The 26,271-nt window shown below is 49.5% G+C and carries 29 protein-coding genes, 3 tRNA genes and 1 pseudogene; 23 read left to right on the plus strand and 10 right to left on the minus strand.

Going from position 1 to position 26,271, the window contains the following annotated elements; genetic code table 11:
• Nucleotides 1–15: 15 nt before the first annotated feature.
• The gene (gene fliD / locus NNO03_RS18910) at nt 16–1,416 is read right to left on the minus strand and encodes a flagellar filament capping protein FliD (RefSeq protein WP_271450223.1); all 1,401 of its coding nucleotides are present in this window, start codon (nt 1,414–1,416) and stop codon (nt 16–18) included.
• Nucleotides 1,417–1,671: 255 nt separating this feature from the next.
• On the opposite strand from fliD, the gene NNO03_RS18915 reads away from it, so the two are divergent.
• The 9 genes from NNO03_RS18915 (at nt 1,672) to sdiA (ending at nt 10,239) form a co-directional block, all read left to right on the plus strand.
• Nucleotides 1,672–2,889: a FliC/FljB family flagellin gene (locus NNO03_RS18915; protein ID WP_271450224.1), complete on the plus strand. Its 1,218-nt coding sequence runs from the start codon at nt 1,672–1,674 to the stop codon at nt 2,887–2,889.
• An 80-nt stretch (nt 2,890–2,969) separates the two neighbouring features.
• Nucleotides 2,970–4,166, plus strand: coding sequence for a flagellin lysine-N-methylase (gene fliB / locus NNO03_RS18920; RefSeq protein ID WP_271450225.1), 1,197 nt, complete (start codon nt 2,970–2,972; stop codon nt 4,164–4,166).
• 195 nt (nt 4,167–4,361) lie between these two features.
• A complete protein-coding gene (gene fliA, locus NNO03_RS18925; RefSeq protein WP_005127740.1) occupies nt 4,362–5,081 on the plus strand; it encodes an RNA polymerase sigma factor FliA in 720 nt (239 codons plus the stop codon).
• 57 nt (nt 5,082–5,138) lie between these two features.
• Nucleotides 5,139–5,690, plus strand: a complete 552-nt coding sequence (gene fliZ / locus NNO03_RS18930; RefSeq protein ID WP_040232441.1) for a flagella biosynthesis regulatory protein FliZ — start codon at nt 5,139–5,141, stop codon at nt 5,688–5,690.
• Between the two features lie 214 nt (nt 5,691–5,904).
• Nucleotides 5,905–6,705 carry a cystine ABC transporter substrate-binding protein gene (gene tcyJ / locus NNO03_RS18935; RefSeq protein ID WP_271450226.1) on the plus strand — a complete coding sequence of 267 codons (801 nt, stop codon included), beginning with the start codon at nt 5,905–5,907 and terminating at the stop codon, nt 6,703–6,705.
• Nucleotides 6,706–6,860: 155 nt separating this feature from the next.
• Complete coding sequence (gene dcyD / locus NNO03_RS18940; protein WP_271450227.1) at nt 6,861–7,847, plus strand: D-cysteine desulfhydrase; 987 nt, start codon at nt 6,861–6,863, stop codon at nt 7,845–7,847.
• Nucleotides 7,848–7,868: 21 nt separating this feature from the next.
• A complete protein-coding gene (gene tcyL, locus NNO03_RS18945) occupies nt 7,869–8,537 on the plus strand; it encodes a cystine ABC transporter permease (protein ID WP_061068102.1) in 669 nt (222 codons plus the stop codon).
• Nucleotides 8,534–9,286, plus strand: coding sequence for an L-cystine ABC transporter ATP-binding protein TcyN (gene tcyN / locus NNO03_RS18950; protein WP_271442797.1), 753 nt, complete (start codon nt 8,534–8,536; stop codon nt 9,284–9,286). Before tcyL ends, tcyN begins: the two co-directional genes overlap by 4 nt.
• Before the next feature lie 230 nt (nt 9,287–9,516).
• On the plus strand, nt 9,517–10,239 hold the full coding sequence (gene sdiA, locus NNO03_RS18955; RefSeq protein WP_137381532.1) for a transcriptional regulator SdiA: 723 nt from the start codon (nt 9,517–9,519) through the stop codon (nt 10,237–10,239).
• A gap of 66 nt (nt 10,240–10,305) precedes the next feature.
• On the opposite strand, the gene NNO03_RS18960 is transcribed toward sdiA, so the two are convergent.
• A complete protein-coding gene (locus tag NNO03_RS18960; protein ID WP_005127733.1) occupies nt 10,306–10,530 on the minus strand; it encodes a DUF2594 family protein in 225 nt (74 codons plus the stop codon).
• Nucleotides 10,527–10,680, minus strand: a pseudogene (locus NNO03_RS18965) (hypothetical protein). Before NNO03_RS18965 ends, NNO03_RS18960 begins: the two are co-directional and overlap by 4 nt.
• Before the next feature lie 310 nt (nt 10,681–10,990).
• Here NNO03_RS18965 and uvrY point away from each other — a divergent pair.
• The 6 genes from uvrY to NNO03_RS18995 all read left to right on the plus strand — a co-directional run bounded on the left by uvrY (nt 10,991) and on the right by NNO03_RS18995 (nt 14,531).
• Nucleotides 10,991–11,647 carry a UvrY/SirA/GacA family response regulator transcription factor gene (gene uvrY, locus NNO03_RS18970; RefSeq protein ID WP_137381533.1) on the plus strand — a complete coding sequence of 219 codons (657 nt, stop codon included), beginning with the start codon at nt 10,991–10,993 and terminating at the stop codon, nt 11,645–11,647.
• Entirely contained in the window at nt 11,644–13,476 is a 1,833-nt protein-coding gene (uvrC, locus tag NNO03_RS18975) for an excinuclease ABC subunit UvrC (RefSeq protein WP_271450228.1), read from the plus strand. The genes uvrY and uvrC overlap by 4 nt, the downstream gene beginning before the upstream one ends.
• A 55-nt stretch (nt 13,477–13,531) precedes the next feature.
• On the plus strand, nt 13,532–14,080 hold the full coding sequence (pgsA, locus tag NNO03_RS18980) for a CDP-diacylglycerol--glycerol-3-phosphate 3-phosphatidyltransferase (RefSeq protein WP_003030490.1): 549 nt from the start codon (nt 13,532–13,534) through the stop codon (nt 14,078–14,080).
• A 151-nt stretch (nt 14,081–14,231) separates the two neighbouring features.
• Nucleotides 14,232–14,307 (plus strand) — tRNA-Gly (locus NNO03_RS18985).
• A 51-nt stretch (nt 14,308–14,358) separates the two neighbouring features.
• A tRNA-Cys gene (locus NNO03_RS18990) sits at nt 14,359–14,432 on the plus strand.
• Between the two features lie 12 nt (nt 14,433–14,444).
• Nucleotides 14,445–14,531, plus strand: a tRNA-Leu gene (locus NNO03_RS18995).
• Nucleotides 14,532–14,700: 169 nt separating this feature from the next.
• Here NNO03_RS18995 and NNO03_RS19000 read toward each other — a convergent pair.
• Nucleotides 14,701–15,045 (minus strand): hypothetical protein, encoded by a 345-nt coding sequence (locus NNO03_RS19000; RefSeq protein WP_271450229.1) that lies wholly within the window; start codon nt 15,043–15,045, stop codon nt 14,701–14,703.
• A 220-nt stretch (nt 15,046–15,265) separates the two neighbouring features.
• Here NNO03_RS19000 and NNO03_RS19005 point away from each other — a divergent pair, with 220 nt between their 5' ends.
• Nucleotides 15,266–15,736: an SRPBCC family protein gene (locus tag NNO03_RS19005; RefSeq protein ID WP_271450230.1), complete on the plus strand. Its 471-nt coding sequence runs from the start codon at nt 15,266–15,268 to the stop codon at nt 15,734–15,736.
• A 122-nt stretch (nt 15,737–15,858) separates the two neighbouring features.
• Here the strand turns inward: NNO03_RS19005 and NNO03_RS19010 are convergent, their stop codons facing one another.
• A complete protein-coding gene (locus NNO03_RS19010) occupies nt 15,859–16,878 on the minus strand; it encodes a patatin-like phospholipase family protein (RefSeq protein WP_271442695.1) in 1,020 nt (339 codons plus the stop codon).
• Between the two features lie 319 nt (nt 16,879–17,197).
• Between NNO03_RS19010 and NNO03_RS19015 the strand changes: the two genes are divergently transcribed.
• The 4 genes from NNO03_RS19015 (at nt 17,198) to NNO03_RS19030 (ending at nt 19,825) form a co-directional block, all read left to right on the plus strand.
• Nucleotides 17,198–18,340, plus strand: coding sequence for a transglutaminase-like domain-containing protein (locus NNO03_RS19015; RefSeq protein ID WP_271450231.1), 1,143 nt, complete (start codon nt 17,198–17,200; stop codon nt 18,338–18,340).
• The gene (locus NNO03_RS19020; RefSeq protein ID WP_202038371.1) at nt 18,318–18,674 is read left to right on the plus strand and encodes a mercuric transporter MerT family protein; all 357 of its coding nucleotides are present in this window, start codon (nt 18,318–18,320) and stop codon (nt 18,672–18,674) included. Before NNO03_RS19015 ends, NNO03_RS19020 begins: the two co-directional genes overlap by 23 nt.
• Nucleotides 18,671–18,952, plus strand: a complete 282-nt coding sequence (locus NNO03_RS19025; RefSeq protein ID WP_271450232.1) for a heavy-metal-associated domain-containing protein — start codon at nt 18,671–18,673, stop codon at nt 18,950–18,952. The genes NNO03_RS19020 and NNO03_RS19025 overlap by 4 nt, the downstream gene beginning before the upstream one ends.
• Before the next feature lie 207 nt (nt 18,953–19,159).
• A complete protein-coding gene (locus NNO03_RS19030) occupies nt 19,160–19,825 on the plus strand; it encodes a YecA family protein (RefSeq protein ID WP_271450233.1) in 666 nt (221 codons plus the stop codon).
• Nucleotides 19,826–19,905: 80 nt separating this feature from the next.
• Here NNO03_RS19030 and tyrP read toward each other — a convergent pair whose 3' ends face one another.
• Nucleotides 19,906–21,117: a tyrosine transporter TyrP gene (tyrP, locus tag NNO03_RS19035; RefSeq protein WP_202038372.1), complete on the minus strand. Its 1,212-nt coding sequence runs from the start codon at nt 21,115–21,117 to the stop codon at nt 19,906–19,908.
• Nucleotides 21,118–21,350: 233 nt separating this feature from the next.
• On the opposite strand from tyrP, the gene NNO03_RS19040 reads away from it, so the two are divergent.
• A complete protein-coding gene (locus NNO03_RS19040) occupies nt 21,351–21,590 on the plus strand; it encodes a YecH family metal-binding protein (protein WP_005127720.1) in 240 nt (79 codons plus the stop codon).
• Nucleotides 21,591–21,635: 45 nt separating this feature from the next.
• Here NNO03_RS19040 and ftnA read toward each other — a convergent pair whose 3' ends face one another.
• Both ftnA and NNO03_RS19050 read right to left on the minus strand, forming a co-directional pair.
• The gene (ftnA, locus tag NNO03_RS19045) at nt 21,636–22,133 is read right to left on the minus strand and encodes a non-heme ferritin (protein ID WP_005127719.1); all 498 of its coding nucleotides are present in this window, start codon (nt 22,131–22,133) and stop codon (nt 21,636–21,638) included.
• 192 nt (nt 22,134–22,325) lie between these two features.
• A complete protein-coding gene (locus NNO03_RS19050; RefSeq protein ID WP_271450234.1) occupies nt 22,326–22,661 on the minus strand; it encodes a YecR-like lipofamily protein in 336 nt (111 codons plus the stop codon).
• 269 nt (nt 22,662–22,930) lie between these two features.
• Between NNO03_RS19050 and NNO03_RS19055 the strand changes: the two genes are divergently transcribed.
• A complete protein-coding gene (locus NNO03_RS19055; RefSeq protein ID WP_061068094.1) occupies nt 22,931–23,569 on the plus strand; it encodes an RpiB/LacA/LacB family sugar-phosphate isomerase in 639 nt (212 codons plus the stop codon).
• A gap of 38 nt (nt 23,570–23,607) precedes the next feature.
• Here NNO03_RS19055 and NNO03_RS19060 read toward each other — a convergent pair whose 3' ends face one another.
• Complete coding sequence (locus NNO03_RS19060; protein ID WP_271450235.1) at nt 23,608–25,029, minus strand: MFS transporter; 1,422 nt, start codon at nt 25,027–25,029, stop codon at nt 23,608–23,610.
• A gap of 131 nt (nt 25,030–25,160) precedes the next feature.
• Between NNO03_RS19060 and NNO03_RS19065 the strand changes: the two genes are divergently transcribed.
• The gene (locus NNO03_RS19065; RefSeq protein ID WP_005127709.1) at nt 25,161–25,412 is read left to right on the plus strand and encodes a DUF2766 family protein; all 252 of its coding nucleotides are present in this window, start codon (nt 25,161–25,163) and stop codon (nt 25,410–25,412) included.
• Between the two features lie 80 nt (nt 25,413–25,492).
• Here the strand turns inward: NNO03_RS19065 and NNO03_RS19070 are convergent, their stop codons facing one another.
• Nucleotides 25,493–25,996: a non-heme ferritin-like protein gene (locus NNO03_RS19070; RefSeq protein WP_271442707.1), complete on the minus strand. Its 504-nt coding sequence runs from the start codon at nt 25,994–25,996 to the stop codon at nt 25,493–25,495.
• Nucleotides 25,997–26,271 lie beyond the last annotated feature (275 nt).

Here is a 26,271-nt window from a genome sequence, read left to right on the forward strand (position 1 = left end):
GCTTACCTCGTGTTATCAGGATTTATTCATCGCAGTAAATTGCTGACCCAGATAGGTACTGGTGTTATTCAGCTTGCTCATCATGCTATCCAGCTGGGTAAACTGGGCGGTGTAACGCGCAACCATGTCGTCGATACTGGCGCTCACGGACAGGTACTGTTTGGTCAGTTTTTTCAGCGTGGCATTAATGCTGTCTTGTGCGCTGTCGATAATACCGTCATCAGCCAGATAACTTTTCACTTCAGCGGCAATCTTGGTGGTAATACCGGTTTCTTTACCGTCGCCCGCCAACAGTTCACGTACTGAAGCGGTATTTTCGTCCAGTGCTTTTTTCAGCTTGGTATTATCGATGGTCATCTTGCCGGTTGTGCCATCTTGCTTGATGCCGATTTCATTCAGGGTTTTAAAGGCCCCTTCGCTACCGGAGTTGGCAAACTGAGCGCGAATACCGGTCTGAATGGTACGTACCACGCTATCGCCCACCAGCGCGCCGTTATCTTTATCCTGACCTTCAGCCCCGGCATCGACTGCCTTATACTTGGTCAACGAATTAAAGGTATCAATCAGCGAGTTATAAGCATCAACCCAGCCTTTAATGGCTTCTGTCGCTTTGTCATTGCTTTTGGTCACGGTTACGCGGGCATCAGTGACCTTTTTGGTCAATTGCAGCGTCACGCCCTGCGGCGCATCGGTCACTTTGTTGCTCTGACGCTCAATCGGGATCCCGTTCATTGTTAACAGAGCGTTTTGCGCGACTACTAACTCGCTCATTTTACCGGTACCGGTATTGCTGTCATAAGCCAGCAGGTCGCTAAGCTTGCTGTCGCCGTCTACCGAGATGGTCATCTTACTGTCCAGACCTTCGGCGGCGGTCAGTACCAGTTTAAACTCGCCGTCTTTCACCTTGACGATACTGGCAGAGATACCGCTATCGGAATCGTTGATCGCCTTACTGATATCGTCCAGCGTGGTTTTGTCCTGCGACAGTTTAATTTCAAGCGGCTCTTTGCGGCCCGGCTGCTCAATTTTGATGGTACGGGTGGCAGAACCGTCACCGAGAGCGTCTTTGCTTGAGTCAACCGTTGCAGTACTTAAAGATTGTGCCTGCGCCAGCTGTGTAACGCTGATGGTATAAATACCTGGAGCCGCGCCGGCTTCTGTAGTGACTTTCAGGTCTTCGGTGCTGCTGGTGACATTACTGCTTCTGAACAGTTCCGGTTTATTTAATGCCGTATTGGCCGTCTGGAATTTTTCCAGCGCACTCTTTAACGTACCGTAGGCCGTCAGGCGGGCGTTATTATCGCTCTGTTGCTGAGTAATTGGATTTAAACGTTTTTTCTCAGCAATAGTCAGGTTGTTTAGCAACGTATCCAGTGGTAAGCCTGAGCCTACGCCCAATGATGTAAATGAAGCCATGCCCGATTCCTTGTAATTGCAAACAATTGTTATGCGGGTTATCGGCAATCTGCGCGCAAAGTTTAATGATAGTTTGGTGAAAATAATGCGCAGAATAGTGGTGCATATAGAGGGTATTTCGCGGGCTAAGAAAAAAAACGACAGAAACTAAAAATTTTCTAAAGTTCGAATTTACGGTGCCGATACATGGGTTACGGTCAGAAACCGTGGGCAACAGCCCAATAACATCGAGTTGTAATTGATAAGGAAAAGATCATGGCACAAGTCATCAATACAAACAGCCTGTCGCTGTTGACCCAAAACAACCTGAACAAATCTCAGTCCGCTCTGGGCTCCGCTATCGAACGTCTGTCCTCTGGTCTGCGTATCAACAGCGCGAAAGACGATGCTGCTGGCCAGGCGATTGCCAACCGTTTCACCGCTAACATCAAAGGTCTGACTCAGGCATCCCGTAATGCCAACGACGGTATTTCTATCGCGCAGACCACTGAAGGCGCTCTGAACGAAATCAACAACAACCTTCAGCGTGTGCGTGAACTGACTGTGCAGTCTCAGAACGGCACCAACTCCAGTTCTGACCTGTCCTCCATTCAGGATGAAATCAAACAGCGTCTGGCTGAAATTGACCGCGTTTCTGCTCAAACCCAGTTCAACGGTACCAATGTTCTGTCGAAAAACCAGACCCTGTCGATTCAGGTTGGTGCTAATGATAATGAAACCATTGATATCAAACTGAGCGAAGTTACAGCAAGTACATTGAAACTGGCTGGTTTTAACGTCTCTGGCCCGAACGGTGATACAGCCGCTATTGGCACTGCTGATTATGCTGGATACGCTGATATTTGGGGTAAAACAACTAAAGTCGCAGATACTGAAATTAAAGGTTTGTCTGATGCTCAAGTAGCAAAAGCAACGGGCGTAGCTGTTGCTAATATTGATGACCCGTCGGCAGCAGCGTCAAAAGCAGTTGTAGACAAAAATGGTAATTTGTTCGCAGAGGTTTCGTTTAAGGCTGGCTTAACTAAAGCAGATGTAGAGGCTGCTGCGAAGAACGGTTTAACGCTTGAGGAAGGTAAAGCGCAGAAAGTTTATATTGCATTGAATCCTTCAGATGCAGTCGTTGATATGACTACAGGAAAAGCAACATTTACCCTTGATGGTGCAAACCTTGATGCTAAGACCATGAAAACTGGTAGTACAGCAGACCCACTGAAAGCAATTGATAAGGCGCTGGCTGAGGTTGACAAACAGCGTAGCTCATTGGGTGCGGTACAAAACCGTTTTGAATCTGCAATCACCAACCTCGGTAATACAGTAAACAACCTGTCCGCCGCTCGTAGCCGTATCGAAGACTCCGACTACGCGACCGAAGTGTCTAACATGTCTCGTGCGCAGATCCTGCAGCAGGCGGGTACCTCCGTTCTGGCCCAGGCTAACCAGACCACGCAAAACGTGCTCTCTTTACTGCGTTAATCTGACGATAGCTTTTCAAGTCAGTGAGTACAATCAAGGTGGCGAAAGTCACCTTGATTTTTTTTACCGGAGCAAACGTAATGAAAGAAATTATAATTACTGAACCTGCCTTTGTCGCGGCGTTCAATTGTGTGGGAAGCGATTGTCGCGACCATTGCTGTAAAGAGTGGGAAATCGCAGTTGATAAGCCAACGGTAAAAAAATATCTAACGAATAAAGATCTATTAATCCAGACCATTGCGAAAGAAAGCATCCAACTGGTAAAAAAGGATTCGCTCAACTGGGGAAAGATGGTATTTCCACCTGAATCCGACAACTGTCCATATTTTGGTGATGATAAGCTATGTATGGTGCATAAACGGTTAGGGGCGAATGCACTGAGTAAAACCTGCGCTATTTATCCCCGTTTTTATCGTACCTATAAGAATGATGTACACCATTCACTGAATATTTCATGCCCGGAAGTGGTCAGGTTATTGCTCAGTGAACCGGATGCGATGAAATTTAATGAGCGCCTTACGTTGCAACAAAAGTCCAATGCCGCGAAACCGCTTTCGGCAGTGCACCGGGTACTGAGCCTGTTTTGCCTGGATCTGATTGGACGGGCCGAAGTTGAGGTTGAACCCGCACTTTTCGCCGTGGTGAAGTTCCTGCTGTTCCTGGAAAAAGTTGAAACGGTTGATGAATCAACAATTGGGCAGATTGAATCTGTTCATGCACAACTGGTACAACAATTGCAAAATGGCGAGATGATGGGCGATATTACGGGCGATTATCGTGTTAAAGCGTCGATGACCGTTCTGATGCAAAATTATTTCCGTACGAAACGTCTTTCTCGTGGTGGAAAAGTATTAACACAATATATTGATTCTCTGCTGAGGGTATTGGCGGCAGACAATACGCTGACGTTTGAAGAAAAAACTGCCAGTCTCGAACAGGTGTGGAGAAATATTGTTCTGCCCGAATTAGGGAAAACACAGTTTGCGCTTAAAAACTATATACTTTACAAATTCTGGCAAAATGATTTTCCTGATATGACCTCGGGAACACCGCTGCGCAGCCTGTATATTATCGTGGCGGAATATTATTTCATCAAACTGCTGGTGGCGGGCCATGCCAAAGAGCAGGGGGCGGTGCATTTGGATGATCTGATCAACGTCATTTATAGCTTTCACTCTTCAAGCCAGCATAACAAGTCAGTGACAGAGGACTTTTATCGCTACATTGAGAATGTGAGAATGGGAGATGATTTGTCTCTGGTCTCTTTGCTGGTATAGCATGTTGCCGGGAAGCATTAGACAGAAGCTTCTCGGCTTAATCGTTTGATTTTTAATGGTTTTGCATTCCTGGGCTTTGTTTGTAGCGTTACAAAAGTCAAATAACCCTTCTTTTATAGCCTTATTCCTCCGATAGAACCCCCTGCAGAAACGGATAATCATGCCGATAACTCATTTAACGCAGGGCTGTTTATCGTGAATTCACTGTATACCGCTGAAGGTGTAATGGATAAACACTCGCTGTGGCAGCGTTATGTACCGTTGGTGCGTCACGAAGCATTGCGCCTTCAGGTGCGCTTGCCGGCGAGCGTGGAACTGGATGACCTGCTACAAGCGGGCGGCATCGGGTTATTGAATGCAGTTGACCGATATGACGCTTTGCAAGGAACGGCATTTACCACTTACGCAGTGCAGCGTATTCGTGGGGCTATGCTGGATGAACTACGCAGCCGGGACTGGGTGCCGCGTAGCGTTCGGCGTAATGCCCGCGAAGTGGCACAGGCGATGGGGCAACTGGAGCAGGAATTAGGGCGCAACGCGACGGAAACAGAAGTGGCGGAGCGTCTGGGGATCCCTGTACAAGAGTATCGTCAGATGTTGCTTGATACCAATAACAGCCAACTCTTCTCATACGACGAGTGGCGGGAAGAGCATGGCGATAGTATTGAGCTGGTGACAGAAGAGCATCAGCAAGAAAACCCGTTACAACAGCTTCTTGAGGGGAACCTCCGTCAGCGCGTGATGGATGCGATCGACGCATTGCCGGAGCGCGAGAAGCTGGTATTGACGCTGTACTATCAGGAAGAGCTGAATCTGAAAGAGATTGGTGCTGTTCTGGAAGTCGGCGAATCACGGGTCAGTCAGTTGCACAGCCAGGCTATCAAACGTCTACGCACCAAGCTGGGTAAGCTATAAGGGGTAATCTTTGCCCCTGAACAATGCCGCATAACGTATTGACTACCAGGAGTTCTCATGACGGTGCAGCAATCAAAAAGACGGCCACTAAGCCGCTACCTCAAAGATTTCAAACACAGCCAGACGCATTGCGCCCATTGCTTTAAGTTGCTCGACAGGATCACGCTGGTTCGCCGCGGGCAGATTGTGAATAAGATAGCCATCTCCCGCCTGGACACGTTGCTTGATGATGCTGAATGGGCGCAAGAGAAAAAAGAGTGGGTGGCGTTGTGCCGTTTCTGCGGTGATTTGCATTGCAAAGAGCAAAGCGACTTCTTTGACATTATCGGCTTTAAACAATTTTTGTTTGAGCAAACCGAAATGAGCCACGGTACGGTGCGCGAATATGTTGTTCGCCTGCGTCGTCTTGGCAATCATCTGACCGAACAAAAAATTTCTCATGACCTGCTGCAGGAAGGGTTCCTCGACGAAAACCTCGCCCCGTGGCTGCCAGAAACCAGCACCAATAACTACCGCATTGCGCTACGTAAGTATGAGCAGTTTAAAGCCCATACGCATATGGGGCATATGCAGAAATCCGCCTGGACAGCCAGTTCTGATATATATTAAAAACGAATAAGGTGTAACAGAGTCGTGTTTGTGAATTACGGCGAACGTTCTACACTACGCTCATACACACGTCATCCTTCAAGCTGTCTCTGCGTTGGCGCCCCAGTCACTTACTCTGGTAAGCTCCTGGGGACTTACTCGCTTGCCGCCTTGATGCAACTCGAATGATTTTGTGGATAAATAGCAGTCACTAATGACAATATTCGGGGTAACTATGAAATTAGCACTTCTGGGACGTCAGGCGCTGATGAGTGTAATGGCTGTTGCACTTGTCGCGGGTATGAGCGCAAAAACATTTGCGGACGAAGGTCTGCTTAATAAAGTGAAAGAGCGCGGCACGCTGCTGGTGGGGCTGGAAGGGACTTATCCCCCGTTTAGTTTCCAGGGTGACGACGGCAAACTGACCGGTTTTGAAGTGGAATTTGCCGAGGAGCTGGCTAAACATCTGGGTGTGAAAGCCTCGCTCAAGCCGACCAAATGGGACGGTATGCTGGCGTCGTTAGATTCCAAACGTATCGATGTGGTGATAAACCAGGTAACCATTTCTGACGAACGTAAGAAGAAATACGATTTCTCTACCCCGTATACGGTTTCTGGTATCCAGGCGCTGGTGAAGAAAGGTAACGAAGGCGTGATTAAGACCGCCGCGGACCTGAAAGGTAAAAAAGTCGGTGTTGGTCTGGGGACCAACTACGAAGAGTGGCTGCGTCAGAACGTGCAGGGCGTAGATATTCGTACCTATGATGATGACCCGACCAAATACCAGGATCTGCGCGTAGGCCGTATCGATGCCATTCTGGTTGACCGTCTGGCCGCGTTGGATCTGGTGAAGAAAACCAAAGACACACTGGCCGTGACCGGTGAAGCGTTCTCCCGCCAGGAATCTGGTGTGGCGCTGCGTAAAGGCAATGAAGATCTGCTGAAAGCTGTGGATGCCGCCATTGCCGAGATGCAAAAAGACGGTACGCTGAAAGCCCTGTCCGAAAAATGGTTTGGAGCGGATGTGACGAAATAATCATCATTCGGATAAAAAAGGCGCCTTTAACAGCGCCTTTTTTTATTCCATTGCGCCTGAACGTGCATAATAAAAAGAACATCACAACAACTTCTACTCTCAGGCTTTTGGGCTGCTTGTCGCCCACAGGATGATGAGTAAACACCGGAGGCTCTATGCCACTGCATAACTTAACGCGCTTTCCCCGTCTGGAATTTATTGGTGCGCCAACGCCGCTCGAATATCTCCCGCGTTTCTCTGATTATCTCGGTCGCGATATTTTTATTAAACGCGATGACGTCACGCCGATGGCGATGGGCGGCAATAAACTGCGCAAACTGGAATTCCTGGCGGCGGATGCACTGCGTGAAGGCGCAGACACACTGATCACCGCAGGGGCTATCCAGTCGAACCACGTGCGTCAGACGGCGGCGGTCGCGGCGAAGCTGGGGCTTCACTGTGTGGCGCTGTTGGAAAACCCGATCGGCACGACTGCGGAAAATTACCTCAGTAACGGTAACCGCCTGCTGCTCGATCTGTTCAATACCCAGATTGAAATGTGTGATGCGCTGACCGATCCGAATGCGCAGCTTCAGGAACTGGCGACACGGATTGAAGCGCAGGGGTTCCGCCCGTATGTGATCCCGGTTGGCGGTTCTAACGCGTTGGGCGCATTGGGTTATGTCGAAAGCGCGCTGGAAATTGCTCAGCAGTGTGAAGGTGCAGTAGAACTTTCATCCGTCGTGGTGGCGTCGGGCAGCGCAGGAACGCACGCCGGGTTGGCAGTAGGGCTGGAACAATTGATGCCGAACGTTGAGCTTATCGGTGTCACCGTTTCACGCAGCATTGCTGACCAAAAACCAAAAGTCGTTGCGCTTCAGCAGGCGATTGCCAGTGAGCTGGAACTGACCGCGGCGGCAGATATTTTACTGTGGGATGATTATTTTGCGCCGGGTTACGGTACGCCAAATGAAGAAGGCATGGAGGCGGTAAAACTGTTGGCACGTCTGGAAGGCATCTTGTTGGACCCGGTGTATACCGGTAAAGCGATGGCAGGCCTGATTGACGGCATCAGCCAGAAACGCTTTAAAGATGAAGGGCCAATCCTCTTTATTCATACCGGTGGGGCACCTGCGTTATTTGCCTACCATCCACATGTATGACAACCAGGTAGAAAAATACTAATGCAAGAAAGTATCCAACTGGTCATTGATTCGCTGCCGTATCTGCTGAAAGGGGCGGTATTTACGCTCCAACTGAGTATCGGCGGGATGTTTTTTGGCCTGGTGCTGGGGTTCATCCTGGCGCTAATGCGTTTGTCATCACTGTTACCTGTGCGCTGGCTGGCGCGCTTTTATATCTCTATCTTTCGCGGCACACCGTTAATTGCCCAGCTGTTTATGATCTACTATGGTCTGCCGCAGTTTGGTATTGAGCTGGACCCGATCCCGGCTGCAATGATCGGTCTGTCGCTGAATACCGCGGCTTACGCGGCAGAAACGCTGCGTGCGGCCATCTCCTCCATTGACAAAGGGCAGTGGGAAGCTGGGGCGAGTATCGGTATGACGCCGTGGCAGACGATGCGCAGGGCGATTCTACCGCAGGCTGCACGCGTGGCATTGCCGCCGCTGAGCAACAGTTTTATCAGTCTGGTGAAAGACACATCACTGGCCGCAACCATCCAGGTACCGGAACTGTTCCGCCAGGCGCAGCTGATTACTTCACGTACGCTGGAGGTGTTTACCATGTATCTGGCGGCCTCGCTGATTTACTGGGTCATGGCGACGGTGCTTTCTGCGCTGCAGAACTATTTTGAAGAACAGCTCAACCGCCAGGAGAGAGATCCGAAATGAGTGCTATTGAAGTCAGAAACCTGGTGAAAAAATTCCACGGGCAAACGGTACTGCACGGCATTGATCTGGACGTTAAGCCTGGTGAAGTTGTGGCGATTATTGGGCCGAGCGGTTCAGGCAAAACTACGTTGCTGCGCAGTATTAATTTGCTGGAACAACCAGAGGCGGGCACCATCAAGGTCGGAGACATTACCATTGATACCGCACGTTCCTTAAGCCAGCAGAAAGGACTGATTCGCCAGTTGCGCCAGCATGTGGGGTTTGTGTTCCAGAACTTTAATTTATTTCCACATCGCACAGTACTGGAAAACATTATTGAAGGTCCGGTCATTGTGAAGGGAGAACCGAAGGCGGAAGCGACAGCGCGCGCGCGTGAACTTCTGACAAAGGTTGGGCTTGCGGGTAAAGAGAGCAGCTATCCACGGCGGTTATCCGGCGGTCAGCAGCAGCGTGTCGCCATTGCCCGGGCGCTGGCTATGCGTCCGGAAGTGATTCTTTTTGATGAACCTACCTCCGCACTTGACCCTGAACTGGTTGGCGAAGTACTTAATACAATTCGTCAGCTGGCGCAGGAAAAACGCACCATGGTCATTGTGACACATGAAATGAGCTTTGCGCGTGACGTTGCTGACCGGGCGATATTTATGGATCAGGGCAAGATAGTGGAGCAGGGGCCTGCAAAATCCTTATTTACTCATCCGCAGCAACCGCGAACCCGTCAGTTTCTTGAAAAGTTCCTGATGCAATAAAAGGTTAGAGAGCACTCATCGAAATAGTTTTTTGGTGAGTGCTCATTGCATAACTATTTATAATTACTGCTTTATTATTATTGCTTCATCCTGCCAGCATTGTGGGCTGTTACGTTACACTCAAGTAATTTCTTATTTGTCCGATAATTTGCATATATAAAATACATTTATGTGTTAGCTTGTTTCATACATTTGGATGATTATCAATCTCAGGGGCATTACCACTTAGTATGCAGGATCATGATTTCTTCACCTGGCGACGGAGCATGCTGTTACGCTTTCAGGAAATGGCGGCGGCAGAGGATGTCTATAACGAATTACAACATCAGACGCAGCACTTAGAGTTCGACTTTTATGCGCTCTGTGTCCGTCATCCCGTACCCTTTACCCGACCTAAAACGGTACTTCATACGACGTATCCCAAAGCATGGGTTGCACATTATCAATCAGAAAATTATTTCGCTATCGATCCGGTACTGAAACCCGAAAACTTCAGTCAGGGCCACTTACCGTGGGATGATACCTTGTTCCGTGACGCACAGCCGTTGTGGGACGCCGCGCGTAATCACGGTCTGCGCAAGGGGATGACGCAGTGCTTGATGTTGCCAAACCGGGCACTAGGCTTTTTGTCTGTGTCTCGCGCAAGTTTGCGTAATGGCCGCTTTGCGCAGGATGAAGTCGAGCTCAGGATGCAACTGCTGGTACGAGAAAGTCTGTCAGTACTTATGCGGCTGGAAGATGACATGGTCATGGCGCCGGAGATGCGTTTTAGTAAGCGCGAAAAAGAGATTCTGAAATGGACCGCTGAGGGGAAAACCTCTTCCGAGATAGCAATGATTCTGTCGATCTCTGAAAATACCGTTAACTTTCATCAGAAGAATATGCAGAAGAAGTTTAACGCGCCAAACAAAACACAGATTGCCTGTTATGCCGCCGCAACGGGGCTTATCTGAATAAAATGTCGTTCTGAGTGTCAGACGCAAAACCGGCTGAGAGCATCGCTGTCAGCCGGTTTCTTATCACTGACGATAGGCCTGTTTAATTTGTTTAACAGTGCTGGTAAATACCGCGGCCTGTGTTTCGTCCTCAATCAGCGCGATCTGTTTTTCCATTTTAAGAATCACGCGTCCTGCATCGGCTTGTCCCATTGCCTGCAGCATCAGCGTTAACATGGCCTTCAGGCAGGTGACTTCATTAGCCAGTTCTTGATTATTCTCAGCAGTGGAAAAATCAGGCGTACTCATTTATTTTCCTCGTTATGTTTCAATGAAAAAGTGCGATGGCAAACGTCAAGGCGGCGGAGTATACCATAAGCTCGGCTAAAAATATCTGAGGTTGTTTTTTGCGCAAACAAAACCCAATGAGATTAAAATAAACAAGATGTTGCGGTGCATATATTTTCTCCACTCTTTGTTTATTCCGAGTATTTTACTCGTTAATTATTGTTACAAGCTTACCTTCCTATTTAGCATTCGGCGTAAGAATATGAATTTTTTGTCACTATTCTGAAACAGCTATGCAGATATAACCGCTGGCAAAAGCCCTTCAGCCATGAAAGTTTCCACGGTTCGTACAATCTAATTTCCAAAAACGAGAGCAAAATCGAAAGTCGGGTGTTTTTTAGATTTCAAAGTTGAGATAAAACCCGTTAACATAGGACCGATTAACTATCGGTAGCGTTATCCCTATTCTGGAGATATTCCTTTGATCAACGTTTTTCTTGTTGATGACCACGAACTGGTGCGCGCAGGGATACGACGCATTCTGGAAGATATAAAAGGCATTAAAGTTGTCGGCGAGGCGTGCTGCGGCGAAGATGCGGTCAAATGGTGCCGCGCTAACGCCGTCGATGTTGTGCTGATGGACATGAATATGCCCGGTATTGGCGGTCTGGAGGCAACCCGCAAAATTGCGCGTTCCTCGGCTGACATTAAAGTGATCATGTTGACTGTTCATACCGAAAACCCGCTGCCGGCAAAAGTTATGCAGGCGGGAGCCGCGGGCTATCTCAGTAAGGGGGCAGCCCCTCAGGAAGTCGTGAGTGCGATTCGTTCGGTTTTTTCCGGACAGCGCTACATTGCTTCCGATATTGCTCAACAAATGGCGCTTAGCCAGATTGAGCCAGAGAAAACGGAAACCCCGTTTGCCAGTTTGTCTGAACGCGAGTTGCAGATTATGCTGATGATCACCAAAGGCCAGAAGGTCAATGAGATCTCAGAGCAACTGAATCTTAGTCCCAAAACAGTGAACAGCTATCGCTATCGAATGTTCAGTAAATTAAACATTCATGGTGATGTGGAGCTGACTCACCTGGCAATTCGCCATGGCCTGTGTAATGCGGAGACATTAACAAGCCTGTGACCGATCAGTTCGATGCTAAAGCGTTTCTGAAAACTGTGACCAGCCAGCCTGGCGTCTATCGTATGTACGATACCGCCGGGACGGTTATCTATGTCGGTAAAGCGAAAGACCTGAAAAAACGGCTCTCCAGCTATTTCCGTAGCAACCTCGCGTCGCGTAAAACCGAAGCGCTGGTGGTACAAATTCAGCAGATTGATGTCACGGTGACGCACACCGAAACTGAAGCATTATTGCTTGAGCACAATTACATCAAGCTGTATCAACCGCGCTATAACGTATTACTGCGCGACGATAAATCCTATCCCTTTATTTTCCTGAGTGGCGATACCCATCCGCGTCTGGCGACGCATCGCGGTGCGAAGCATGCTAAAGGTGAATACTTTGGACCATTTCCTAACGGTTATGCTGTCCGTGAAACACTGGCGCTGTTGCAGAAAATTTTCCCAATACGTCAGTGCGAAAATAGCGTTTATCGCAACCGTTCACGCCCCTGTTTGCAATATCAGATTGGCCGTTGCCTTGGGCCGTGCGTCGCCGGCCTGGTGAGTGAAGAAGAGTACGCGCAGCAGGTTGACTATGTACGGCTGTTTTTATCCGGCAAAGACGATCAGGTGTTAACGCAACTGATCGCCCGGATGGAGAAGGCCAGTCAGAACCTTGAGTTTGAAGAGGCCGCGCGTATCCGCGACCAAATTCAGGCGGTTCGCCGTGTCACTGAAAAACAGTTTGTTTCCAATACTGGCGACGATCTGGATGTCATCGGCGTGGCATTTGATGCCGGGATGGCCTGCGTACACGTCTTGTTCATTCGTCAGGGCAAAGTGTTAGGCAGTCGCAGCTATTTTCCTAAAGTGCCAGGGGGAACGGAGCTGGGCGAGGTGGTTGAAACCTTCGTTGGGCAGTTCTATTTACAGGGTAGCCAGGTGCGTACCTTGCCTGGTGAGATCCTGCTCGATTTCAATCTTAGCGATAAGACGCTGTTGGCTGACTCTTTGTCTGAGCTAGCCGGGAGGAAGATTAACGTCCAGACGAAGCCGCGAGGCGATCGCGCCCGATATCTGAAGCTGGCGCGTACTAATGCGGCTACGGCGTTAACCACCAAACTTTCCCAGCAGTCCACGATTACCCAACGTCTGACGGCGCTGGCATCCGTGCTGAAACTGCCTGCGGTGAAACGCATGGAGTGTTTTGACATTAGCCACACGATGGGGGAGCAGACCGTTGCCTCCTGCGTGGTTTTTGACGCTAACGGGCCGCTGCGCGCAGAGTATCGTCGCTATAACATTACGGGTATTACGCCGGGTGATGATTACGCGGCGATGAACCAGGTACTACGTCGGCGTTACGGTAAGGCAATAGAAGAAAGTAAGATCCCGGATGTTATTTTGATCGACGGTGGTAAAGGCCAGCTAGGGCAGGCGAAAGCTGTTTTTGCTGAACTGGACGTGTCCTGGGATAAACAGCACCCTCTGTTGCTGGGGGTGGCAAAAGGGGCAGATCGCAAAGCCGGCCTGGAAACTCTGTTCTTTGAACCGGAAGGTGAGGGGTTTAGCCTGCCGCCGGATTCCCCTGCGTTGCACGTGATTCAGCATATCCGCGATGAGTCTCACGATCACGCCATCAGTGGACACCGTAAAAAACGGGCGAAGGTGAAAAGCACCAGCACGCTGGAAACCATCGAAGGCGTTGGACCTAAGCGCCGACAAATGTTGCTGAAGTATATGGGGGGTTTGCAAGGGCTTCGTAACGCCAGTGTCGAAGAAATTGCAAAAGTGCCGGGTATTTCGCAAGCTCTGGCAGAAAAGATCTTCTACTCGTTGAAACATTAGGCCCTCTGTAGCAACATAGGGGTAATTTCACTGACAACAGATAGTTATCCGTCATATGCAATTTAATATCCCTACATTGCTCACGCTGTTTCGCGTCATTCTGATCCCATTCTTTGTATTGGCGTTTTATCTGCCATTCACCTGGGCTCCCTTCGTTTGTGCGCTGATTTTCTGTATCGCAGCCGTTACCGACTGGTTTGACGGTTTTCTGGCGCGCCGCTGGAACCAAAGCACGCGTTTCGGGGCGTTCCTCGATCCGGTGGCTGATAAGGTCCTGGTGGCTATCGCGATGGTGCTGGTGACGGAGCACTACCACAGCTGGTGGGTGACATTGCCTGCCGCCACGATGATCGCGCGTGAAATTATCATTTCAGCACTGCGTGAATGGATGGCAGAACTTGGCAAGCGTAGTAGCGTGGCGGTGTCGTGGATCGGTAAAGTCAAAACGACATCGCAAATGGCTGCACTGGCATGGCTGCTGTGGCGTCCAAATATCTGGGTAGAGTATGCCGGGATTGCACTTTTCTTTGTCGCCGCGATTCTGACTTTATGGTCAATGTTCCAGTATTTGAGCGCTGCACGGGGAGATTTGCTTGATCAGTGATCGTTTCGCCGCAAATTTCAGCAAACGATCGTCAGTGGTGAAAAATATCGTTGACTCATTGCGTCAGGTAAGTAGAATGCAACGCATCGAACGGCAGCACTGATTGCCAGACGATAACAAAATCAAGTGATTAACAAAGTTACTTGGTGATGCGGGAATAGCTCAGTTGGTAGAGCACGACCTTGCCAAGGTCGGGGTCGCGAGTTCGAGTCTCGTTTCCCGCTCCAAATTTAAAACATCGGCATTTGCGGATGTTTGGCTGAAAGCCAGAAGATTTCGGCGCGTTAGCAAAGCGGTTATGTAGCGGATTGCAAATCCGTCTAGTCCGGTTCGACTCCGGAACGCGCCTCCAATTTCTTCCCGAGCCCGGATGGTGGAATCGGTAGACACAAGGGATTTAAAATCCCTCGGCGTTCGCGCTGTGTGGGTTCAAGTCCCACTCCGGGTACCATGGGAAAGAATAGAATAATCAAAGCAATAAGCAGTGTCGTGAAACCACCTACGGGTGGTTTTTTTGTGCCTGAGATTTACTGACAGCAAGTAGCTTGTGTCGCAATACCCCTCCAGTAAAGCAAAACCGCTAAAACGTCCAATTCACCAACATGATTTAGCCCATTCGTTTATCGGCGTATAGGCGTGTTCAGCATAAACCCTCCCCGGGCCGGGTTGTTCATGAACCCATCACGGGCGGGGTTATCGTTGTGGTTCTGAAAACCGCTCATTATGAGGGGATCGTTAATGCCATCCTGAATCGCAAAGGGTCTGTGGATCCGGTTACGGGCTCTGAATGTAAACGCAAAATCATCTGCTCCGCCAATCACGATAACGCCATTGCCGGCAGCTAACGCAGCACTCAACTCTTGCTCTCTTTGAGCCTGACTTTGCAATGTACCGGCTGCAACAGATGAAGACGCCAACAGCAGTAGTGCAAGGACGGCGCATGAAAATACCTGTGGCAGTTTCATGATAAATACTCACAAATAATATGGCTATTAAAGTATAGCGTTTGATGACGCTCTTATCCGGGCGCTAAACAACCATTTTCTGGCAGCTGAGGCGGTGATTCTGGTGGGCCTGGCCGGTGTAATTAAGCACTATAATAAAAACAGCTCACAGGTGATTATGCCTGTTCGTAGCACAGGCAGGTGCCGCAGATTTTTCACCCCATAGGGGAGAGAGAAGGCGATGGCTGACTATCAGTTTTCCACACTCTGGCGGGTTGAGGCTTCACTGCAGGATGTCTGGGATGTTTTCTCTCACCCGGATCAGTGGCCAGAATGGTGGAGCAGCCTTGAGCGTGTTGTTGAGATCAAGAAAGGCGATATACAGGGGGTCGGAGCGTTGCATCGTTACACCTGGAAGGGTGTGCTTCCGTATCGTTTAACCTTTGATATCAATGTATTAAATATTTCGCAGTACTCTCTTCTTGAAGGTGCTGCCAGCGGCGAGGTTGAAGGGCGCGGGGTATGGTCTTTTATTGATACCGGTAGGGAAACTGTTGTCAGGTACGACTGGAATGTACGAACCACGATTCGCTGGATGAATATACTTGCCCCACTGGCGGCACCGGTATTTCGTTGGAACCACGATACGGTAATGCGCGAGGGGGCGAAGGGATTAGCCCGTAAACTTGGCACCCATGTGTATATATCCTGATTCAGAGCCTATCCCATTAGGGCTATTTTGCTTGCCATTTCGCCGCTGGGCAGTGCTCAAACTGTTTGCGCCAATGACGTCTGCTGGAATAGGTTCTTAGTCCTCTGTTCTCAGAGGCAGTTTTATCCCTGAAAATTAAAAATCCCGCCGTTGCTAACTAACAATGCGGCAATTTCATTTAACGTGTTGTCGAATGCCGCGGCATTTTGCAGTCCTGCGTTATGCAGCAGTTCTAAATTCTCACGCGATGCGTTATCCAGCGTTGGATCGGCACCATATAATTCGGGTTGAAGCCTGTAATATTTCGCGTTTTTTACCGTTGAGGCGATTTGTTGTAAATAGTAGGCAGTCATCTGCGGGCCGCCTTCGAGCGCGATATCGATAGCAGGTTTCGCCCAGCCAAAGGGGCCCCAGTCTTTAACCTCTGAATATGAATAACCCTGCAGCTTTTTACCGGTACCCAGAGAGACAATGATCATGTCTTTGATGCCAGCGACGTTTGAAAACTTAATCGCCTCGGAATAAGCACACAGTGCTGGATCATTTGCCACGACACCACCATCGACCAGAACATACTTTTGCGGTAATGGGGGAAGTGAGTAAATACGTGCTGCTTCGAAGTACGTTGGTGCTGCGGAGGTACCACGTAAAACATCTCGGACCAGAAAATCCCGTTTTTTGGCTACGGCAGAGTGTTGTTTGAAGATCACCGGAAGACGACTGCTGACATCATAAGCAACAAAGCAGGTTGGTTTTAATAATTCACTCAGTTTTGTATCACCGAAGGCTGTTTTTAATACTCGTTCCAGTTCCGTTGCCGAGTATTTTTCATCACTTACACCGCCTAATGAGCTGATGGTTTTCCAAATACCGACGTCAAAAATCTCATCGCCGTCCTGAAGATAGAAGTTGACGGCTTCCTGAGCGGAAAATTTGGGGTTTCCTGTCGCGTCGGGACACACATAGGCAGAACAGAGGATGGCGCCAGTACTGGTGCCTGCGACTAAATCGAAGTAATCAGCGATTCTTGCTGTCGGTTTTTTTGCTCTATCTTGTAACTTCTTTTCCAGTGCGACTAATAGCATACCTGGCAGGATGCCTCTGATGCCACCGCCATCAATAGACAGTATTCTCATCGCCATTTTGACTTCCTCTCAGTGTATGAAACATGAAAGCGGGAGACTATATGTGAAGTGCCTGCGTTTAAATATAGACAGGTTTTCGGCGGTGTTTCCTTAATAAGAATGAGGGATCTTCATGTCGTCATTACTGTACTTTCTCGCCGGTAAGTGGCTTAATGGCGGCCACATAGTTTCTTATTTCATTCACAGTTAACAGGTCTGTTATTGATGAATAACCTCCATCGACTCGCCTTTTTATGTCAGCGTCTGTCTGCTGTGATGATCGCCTACGGTTTGTTATTCCGCCGCCGCTCAACTCTCATAACATGGACAGACAGCAATGCAACGTCGACAATTTCTCAAAAATAGCGTTCTCCTTTCCGCCGCAGGTTTAGTCGGCCCTTCGGTTGTTAGCCGGACGGTACAGGCTGCTGAGCCTGCAATCATGCCGGTGGCACGTCGGCGCTTTGTGCTATCGCAAACGTATAAGCTCAACCCACCAAAGGGTTCAAGTGGTGTCGTGAAGTTGTGGATCCCTTTGCCAGTCGATACCGCATTCCAGCAAATGATAAACCTTGCTTTTAGCGGCAATTATAAGCAGGCGTATGTCACAACCAACAATGTCTATGGCGCAAAAACGTTGTTTGCCAGTTGGCCTGACTCGCAGGGAGAACTGCTGATCAAGGTTGATATCGACATTGAGACAGCCGATTGGGAACCGCTGCAGCATGACGCGTTAAAAAACTGGCAAGCACCGGAACAGATTACTTACCCGCTGGATGCAAAACCATATTTGTTACCAACAACGCACACCCCGATTGATGGGCTGGTCCTGGAAACAGCGCGTAAAATTACCGGTAATGAACAAGACCCGCTGAAAAAAGCTCGCCTGATTTACGAGTGGGTGAGCAGTCATATGGAGCGTGATAATGACGTTATCGGCTGCGGAACCGGGGATGTCGCGGAGATTTTAAAAAGCGGGAAGCTCAAGGGCAAATGCACCGACATGAGCTCTGTTTTTGTCGCCCTGGCCCGAGCCAGCGGCATTCCTGCACGTGAATTGTTCGGGATTCGTCTTGGGAAAGCAAACAAGCTGGAGCGTTACTCAAAAAGTGCTTTTGGCAAAGCCGACAGTGCAGGTGTTGCCGATGTAAGCGGGGGGCAGCACTGCCGCGCGGAGTTCTACCTGGCTGGCTACGGCTGGCTACCGTGTGATCCGGCCGATGTGACCAAAATGCGTCTGGCAGAGAAAAAAACACATCAGGATGCGGACGTCCAGGCGGTGAATACCTATCTGTTTGGCAACTGGGAAATGAACTGGGTTGGCTTCAACTATGGTCGTGACTTTGAACTGTACCCGGCTACTGAGCAGGGCGCGATGAACAACTTTGGTTATCCGTATGCTGAAGTCGACGGTGACCCCATCAATTTCTATGACCCGAAAGCGTTCTCTTACCGCTATGTCGCAACAGAACAACGCTAAAGGGGCGGGATTGACCCTACTGACGGCCGCCGCGGCTGCCGTCACTGCTGGCTTATGTTGCGTGGGACCGCTGCTATATCTGCTGTTTGGTATTTCGGCGGCGAGCTTTGCCGTGTTCACTCAGTTTGAGTTTCTGCGCATTCCCCTGATGTTGCTGTCCTTAGGGTTATTGTTACGCGTTTTCTGGCGACTCTACTTTTCTAAAAAACTATGGTGTTCCGGATGGCTGTCCCTGAAGCAAGCGCGCGTTCTGTACTGGTGTGCGTTGGCGCTGATTCTGCCCGTGCTGTTTTACCCCACGATCGTGGCCTGGTTTTATGAGGTGTTTGAGTGAAGATTGTTACGTTAATCGCATGTCTACTGTTGCCATTGTGGACTCAGGCTGCCAATCAGAAAGTGGTGCTGGATATACAAAATATGACCTGCTCGCTATGTGTCATTTCGGTTAATCAGGCGCTACGTGAAACGGATGGGGTGATTAAAGCCAAATCTTCGCTCAAAACCCGGCAGGCAGAGGCTATCGTCCCGGAGGGATTTTCTACCGATACGCTCCTTAACGCGGTGGCGAAAACGGGGTATACCGCAACGTTGAACCGTATTGAGCCACAATAAACCACCTTCGGGTGGTTTTGTTCTGTTTTCCGCGTATGATGCCCGGCGGCTGATGCTCCCTTTTGTGCGTTAACTACCGGAATTCCCCTCGTTTCCTGTTAACCTGAATTGGCGGTACCTGTAAGCCGCTCATGCCCATTTGGATCTGTTATCCCACCAGCCATGTAAGATAATCACAGGCAAGAATTTTTACTAAGGAAAAGCGTTATGAAAACGGGACCACTAAACGAGAGCGAACTGGAATGGCTGGATGATGTGCTGACTAAGTACAATACGGACAAGTCTATTCTGGATGTGTCAGAGCTGGATGGCTTACTGACGGCGGTGCTCAGTTCACCGTATGAGATCGAGCCGGAGCAGTGGCTGGTCGCTATCTGGGGTGGTGCGCAGTATGTTCCGCGCTGGTCCTCCGAAAAAGAAATGGCGCGTTTCATGAATCTGGCGTTCCAGCATATGGCGGATACGGCCGATCGTCTGGATGAGTTCCCAGAGCAGTTTGAACCGCTGTTCGGCCTGCGTGAAATTGAAGAACATGAGCTGACTATCGTAGAAGAGTGGTGTTTTGGCTATATGCGAGGCGTCGCGTTATCGGATTGGTCAACGCTACCTGATTCACTGAAACCCGCTCTTGATGCTATTGCGTTACACGGGACAGAAGAAAACTTCGAAGTGGTGGAGAAACTGACACCAGAGGCATTTGAAGAGAGCGTGGATGCCATTCGTCTGGCGGCTCTGGATCTGCATGCTTACTGGATGGCACATCCGCAGGAAACACCGGTTAACGTCCCGGTAAAAGTTGATGCCAAAGTGGGGCGCAACGACCCATGCCCGTGCGGCAGCGGTAAAAAATATAAACAGTGCTGCCTGCATTAAGTAAAAGGGGCGTAAGCCCCTTTACTTTACAGAGCCAATAGTAGGCCTGATAAGCGTAGCGCCATCAGGCAAAATCTTCGTTAACCCACTTCAGGCAGCAGCCCTGCGGCTATAGAAAATTGCACTGCTATCACCACGATGCCGCAAATAAAGACCAGCGCCAGCGCCGGCGTGCCACCCATTACGCGGTAGTTTGCCTGCGGGTTGTGTTTTCTGCTCCGCCAGGCCAGCATGGAAGGGATCAACAGAGCCAAAACGGCCAGGGCAACGCCTGCATATCCCAGCGCCATGACAAAACCTCGCGGATAGAAAAGAGCAAATGCCAGCGGTGGCAGGAACGTCACGACACCAGTTTGCATTCTGCCGGCCACAGTATTACGGCGCTGAAAGAGATCTGCCAGGTAATCAAATAACCCCAGTGCCACACCGAGGAAAGAGGTGGCCAGTGCGAGGTCGGCAAACAGATGCACGGCCAGTTCGACGTGCGGTGAAGCCACGACTTCACGTAATGCCTGTAACAAACCGTTTAAGCCAGCGTGATTGGCTAAAAGTCCCATAAACGTTGACGAGTTAATGCTACCGAGCGTGGCCAGTTGCCAGAAAATATAGGCCACTAACGGGATGGCGCTACCGCTGATAAACACCCAGCGCAGTTTACGGATGTTGCCGTTCATGTAGCTGACGATGCTGGGTACGCTACCGTGAAAACCAAATGAGGTAAAAATAACCGGGATCGCGGAGAGTGCCAGGCCTTGTTGAAGCGGCAGGGTAAGCAGGTTCACCTTATGAATATGCGGCATCAACAGCGCGAGCATTGCCACCAGGAAGATGATTTTGGCGCTAAACAACAGACGATTGAACAAATCAACCAGTGAGGTCCCGACGCACACCACGCCACCGGCAACAAAGGTGAACAGCAATACGCCTGTGGTGGGCGAGATGCTGGTTCCGGTCCAGTCACTGATGCTGGAGGCCAATAGCTCGCCTGCACCACTGATGTAGGCGGCGGTCAGGGCATACATCAAGAACATCATGCTAAAGCCCGTTACCCACTGCCCGTATCGGCCAAGATAGCGTTTTGCCAGTGTGCCAAGCCCGGTGTCTGCCGGTACATGCTGGTACACTTCAAGCAGCAACAGCGCGGTGTAGCACATCAGGGCCCATAGCCCAACCAACAATACCAGCGTGACGCTAAACCCCACGCCTGCCGCCGCCAGCGGCATTGCCAACATACCGGCACCAATCGTGGTTCCCGCCACGATAAAAATACTACCCAGGGTTCTGTTTTTCACGCTTTCCTCTGTCCCAGAGATAATCAACGGTTATATCTGCGGCGCAGGTTAAGGCATAACGCTATTTTCGTCAAATCACCGTTACAAGTGCTGTATATTAATATTTACAGATGCTGAGGCTTAAGATGTATTAAAAATGATATTTATCTGCTCTCTGCCCGCATAAACCTGCGTTAGCGCAAAGCAGCGTTGTGCGGTTCACATTAGGCTACGGGCTTTATTGAGGAGGTAGTATGGAATCTATTCACGGTCACGAAGTGCTCAACATGATGATTGAATCTGGTGAGCAGTATTCACATGCCAGCCTTGAGGCGGCGATTACCGCGCGGTTTGGTGAGCAGGCACGTTTTCACACCTGTTCAGCAGAAGGCATGACGGCGGGCGAGTTGGTCGCATTTTTAGCGGCGAAGGGGAAGTTTATTGCCAAAGAAGACGGCTTCTCTACGCATGAAAGCAAGATCTGCCGCCACTAAGATTCTCGAATAACGGTGGCAAACTGCCACCGTTACCCAACAGCATTAATTCTGTGTATCAAGGGTTGCCAGTTCTTTATCGATGAAATAAAGACCTTCGCCACTTTTACCGGCCAGCGATAACTTATCGATGACAGATTTAAATAATTTCTCTTCTTCATGCTGCTCAGCAACATACCATTGCAGGAAATTAAAGGTCGGATAATCCTGGTGGGTCATTGCCGCATGCGCCAGTTCATTAATTTTTTGGGTGATCAATTGTTCGTGCTCATAGGTTACACGGAACAGTTCATCCAGGGAGGCATATTCTGCAAACGGTGAAGAAACAGTATTAATACGCGGCAGGCTGCCGGTATCCGTCAGGTAATCGAACAAACGCTGCATATGCGTCATTTCTTCCTGGGCGTGACGACGCAGAAACGCGGCCGCACCTTCGAAGCTGTGATAGCTGCACCACGCACTCATCTGTTGGTAGAGCAGGGATGAATATAATTCAAGATTCATTTGCTCATTCAGTTTATCGATCATTTCTGTTTTCAGCATGGTTCTGCTCCACGAACGTTATTATATATTGACGTGGCGCCACTATAATTTGTTATTTAATTATTTGCAAAAGGTAAAATAATAAATTTATTTATTAAAAATGCGAATGGGAATAAAACGCATTAACGCTATTAAATTGATGATATAAATTAAAATAGAATAGATGACCAGCAGGTGTGCTGGTCGGAATGATTAATAATGGAAAGTGGAAGTTTGTGGTACGGCAACACCGTGACACTGCCAGGACAGCGTGATTTTGGTATTCAAACACAGAGAACCGGCATAAACGCTGCAGGTCGCAACTGGCTGGCCAAATCCGACTGCACTGGCATAGCCCATGCGCTGACATTCTTTTGTCGCAGTTCCCTGAGCAACATAGTCGTCGGTACGTGCTGTTTGTAGCATGGCCTGGTTGTAAGTCAGACGAACCACGCCGGTAATGCTGCTGGCTTCGCTGACCTGAGCCTGCTTAGTGATGGTGCATCCCGTCAGCATGAGCGGTAAGAGGGCAAGAATAAAGGTCTTCATGAAATCGCTCTGAAAAATCGGTGATACGCTATCCTGACATACATCACGGCTAATCAATGGCCTGAATAGCCAGAAGATCACCTGCGATTAATCACAACGACACCCTGTTTATGAGTCAAATCTGAAGGCTGGCGCAAAAACCGTGAGCATCTCGATATTTTATGAAACTTTATTTCATAAAAATTGAAAGCTGATTTGCTAAATAGTAATGTGACTGAAATGTCATGACTTACGGCGGGCCCCCCGCGGCGCATTCAGGAGAGTACACAATGAAAATTGCATTGATGATGGAAAACAGCCAGGCAAGCAAAAACGCGATCATTCACCATGAACTTAAGTCTGTCGCGGATGAAAAAGGTTTTCCTGTGTTCAACGTCGGGATGAGCGACGAAAATGATCACCATCTGACTTACATCCATCTGGGCATCATGGCCAGCATTCTGCTCAATTCAAAAGCGGTTGATTTCGTTGTCACGGGCTGCGGTACGGGTCAGGGAGCCATGATGTCACTGAATATTCACCCTGGTGTGGTGTGCGGCTACTGCCTTGATCCCGCGGATGCGTTCCTGTTTGCGCAGATCAACAACGGTAATGCGCTCTCGCTGGCCTTTGCGAAAGGGTTTGGCTGGGGGGCTGAACTGAACGTCCGGTATATGTTTGAAAAAGCGTTTACCGGTCGTAATGGTGAAGGTTATCCGCCAGAGCGGAAAGACCCGCAGGTGCGTAATGCGGGGATTTTGAACCAGGTGAAAGCGGCAGTAGTAAAAGAAAATTATCTTGATACCCTGCGCGCTATCGATCCTGAACTGGTGAAAACCGCCGTTTCAGGTCCACGTTTCCAGCAGTGTTTCTTTGAAAACTGCCAGGACAAAGCGATTGAAGCCTTTGTCCGTGAAGTTATTGGCTAAACCCGGTTGGCCCGATAGTGTGAACTGAACTATCGGGCTTATCGACGCTTATTTGATACAGCGCTTCCTGCATCGCGGGTAAGCCGCAGCGTATCAACCATTCCTATCAGGCAAATCATGGCGATAGCGACGAATGCCAGCCGGAAACTGATGCCGGGTATCGCCCCCAGTGACCACCATTCACTCACTTGATCCCCGATGCGGATCCCGATAGCCGCCAACGAAATCCCTAATCCAACAGCCAGTTGCGTCGCTGTACTAAACAGCGTATTTGCATAGCTCATCTGTGATGCAGGAACATCCGCAAATGCCAACGTGCTGACACCGGTAAACTGAATTGAGCGAAAAACGCCGCCCAGATACAGCACCAGTAAAATTACCCATACGGGAGTTTGCGGCGTGATCAGCGCACAGGCCAATAGCGCCAGCACATTAAGCGCGCCGTTTATCAGCAGCAGCTTTTTAAAGCCTAACCAGCGTATTAACGGGGTAGTCGCGGGTTTAATCGTCAGGTTGCCAACAAACACGGCCAATACCAGGGAACCGGCATGAAAAGCATTCATACCAAAACCAACCTGAAACATCAGTGGCAACAGAAAGGGTACCGCACTGATAGAAGCACGAAACAGAGAACCGCCGTACATCGTGACACGAAATGTAGGAACGCGCATGGCATCCAGACGAATCATCGGCCACGCGGTTTGGCGAAAATGACGCAGGGCAAACAGGAACGTGGCGATTCCAAGTACCAGAAGTCCCGCAGTTAACCAGCCCTGCGGCTGTTGGGTTCCCAGCAGTTCCATCGCATATACCAGACTGACCATCGCGACCGATGTGGCAATAAAACCGGGAAAATCGAACGGGCGACGTTCGTCATCATGAATATCCGGGATAAAACGCAGCGCCAGCGCTATCGCCAGCAACCCCAGTGGCACATTAATAAAGAAGATCCAGCGCCAGTTGGCATAACTGGTAATAAATCCGCCCAAGGGGGGGCCAATTATGGGGGCCACTAAGGCAGGCCAGGTCAGGGTGGCGATCGCGGTGATCAACTGATGTTTAGGCGTGGTACGCAGAACGGCGAGGCGGCCGACCGGCACCATCAGTGCCCCCCCGACACCCTGTAAAATGCGCATTGCCACAAAGCCTTCAATGCTGGTGGCGAGTCCGCATAAGACTGAGGCGAAGGTAAAGATCGCCAGTGCCAGGGTAAACACTTTTCGGGCACCAAAACGATCGGCAATCCAGCCACTGGCAGGGATGAGAACCGCCAGCGTAATCAGATAAGCACTGATGCCGATGTTCAGATCAACGGCCTGCACGCCGAAACTTTTTGCCATATCGGGCAGGGCCGTCGCAATCACCGTGCCATCGATGAACTCCATAAAGAAGGCCCCGGCGACCAGTAGTGCAGCCGGAGAAAGACCCCGCTTATTTTCAACCGCTAAATGTTCACTCATGTTGTGCTTGCCATCTCAAACGAAATTAACTGGAGCTGTTTTTTTATTTTCAGCGCGGCTGTACTGCTTTCGCCGCTACCGTTTCGAGCGCTGAATGGGTACTATGACGACCTTTCTATAAGGAGCTCACTATGTCCCAAACACTGAATGCCGATCAGGAACTGCTCTCGGACGTTGTTGCCTGCCAGTTGGTTATCAAGCAAATCCTGGATGTTATTGATGTTATTGCCCCGGTAGAAGTTCGGGAAAAAATGTCCAGTCAACTGAAAAGCATCGACTTTTCCAGCCATCCCGCGGGGGCTGATCCCGTTACGATGCGCGCAATTCAAAAAGCGGTTGCGTTGATCGAGCTGAAATTCACCCCGCAGAATGAGTCTCACTAAAATAAACCGTTGTTTCAGGTTTTAGAAAGGTTTTTTTGCGCCTCTCAGAACGGGAGGCGCAGATTTGTCGCGATCGGGTATCAGTGATGTTGGTAGTTTACGACGTTTAGCAAATGCTTATCCGTTTGCGCCATACACAATCCAGCGCGTTTAGCGCTACGAACTTCATCAAGAATCGTTTGTAACAGCACGCCATCCTGCTGCTGTTCTTTTTCCAGATCATGAAGAAAATCAACGGTTGGCGCGTCGTTCAATGCTTCGGCTTCATCCGTCAAACGCGACAGCGTACGCGAACGCTGTTGATAATCTTCCAGCGTTTTCTGAAACAGTTCTTCAAGCGAAGTTAGCTCATCACCGGGAACATCGATGGCCTTGACGATGGGGTTAGCCCCTGCGCTTTTCATAAAATTAAACATACGCATCATTTGCGTCACGTTACCCTGCGCCTGAGTGCGCAGAAACGTCGCGGTGCCTGTCAGGCTGTGTTCGTAGCACCATTCACTGAGGTGAAGGTAGAGATTCGATGCGTAAAACTCAAGGTTCATTTGCGTGTTGAGTTTGTGAACAATTCCAACTGCAGCCATATCAATATCCTTATTTCCAGAAAGGAGAAGTACGTCACCAACGCCAGTACAACGGGCTGCCGTTGCACTTCACATCTACGTACGAGTAATACTGTTAGCAGAAAAAATCCGTTCCGCCGGTCCTTTAGATGATCACGAATTATATTCGCTTCCGATCGTGAATCAGCATAGCGCGTGCTTGGCATTAAGAAAATCCTTAAAACGGCCTATTTATGTTTTTTTACATATTGGTATAGCAATATTCTTGGCTATGCCATTTGTGTATATAATGTGTG

The sequence above is a fragment of the Citrobacter sp. Igbk 16 genome (assembly GCF_028069755.1).
GTDB lineage: Bacteria > Pseudomonadota > Gammaproteobacteria > Enterobacterales > Enterobacteriaceae > Citrobacter.